This window comes from Streptomyces sp. AC555_RSS877 (genome assembly GCF_019049245.1).
Taxonomy (GTDB): Bacteria; Actinomycetota; Actinomycetes; order Streptomycetales; family Streptomycetaceae; genus Streptomyces.
Map to the genome: position 1 here is coordinate 1 of NZ_JAGMUK010000168.1, position 538 is coordinate 538.

Sequence of the window (538 nt, forward strand, 5' to 3'; positions counted from 1 at the left end):
TTCGGGAGCTGGGAGGAGTGGTTCTCGCATCATGAGGTTCCGGAGGACGAGTGGGATGACGGGGCGTACCTCTCAGATCCTGACGGCGTGGGCCCCACCTTGTCCTTCCTGAAGGTGCCGGAGCCGAAGGTGGCGAAGAACCGGCTGCATATCGACGTGCAAGTTGGTGGCGGCCGTGAAACCCCGTGGGAGGTGCGCTGGCCGCGCGTGGTCGAGGCGGTGGAGCGGTTGACCGCTGCGGGCGCGACCGTGGTCCGTGAGGACGAGTTGCAGGGCAGGCCGGATCACGTGGTGATGGCAGACCCGGAAGGTAACGAGTTTTGCCTGGTCTGACGGGGTCGGTCAGACCGACTGGCCGCGCGCAGCGTGTCGCGTCCCTTCCTATGCGGCAGCCCTTGCCGGCGGAGCTGGCTCGTAGCGCCGTCCGTCGCGCAGAAGGGCCCAGAGGACGTTGACGCGGCGGCGAGCGAGAGCCAGGACGGCCTGGGTATGGCGCTTGCCCTCGGCACGTTTGCGATCGTAGAAGCGCCGGGATTCC

1 protein-coding gene and 1 pseudogene are annotated in these 538 nt (G+C 67.7%); one reads left to right on the forward strand and one right to left on the reverse strand.

Features of this window, described 5'->3' with window-relative positions:
- Window positions 1–333 (forward strand): VOC family protein (locus KUM49_RS38255; protein ID WP_217241568.1); only part of this gene is annotated, 333 nt, incomplete at its 5' end.
- A gap of 48 nt (window positions 334–381) precedes the next feature.
- Here the strand turns inward: KUM49_RS38255 and KUM49_RS38260 are convergent.
- A pseudogene (locus tag KUM49_RS38260) lies at window positions 382–538 on the reverse strand (IS110 family transposase); the annotation flags it as partial.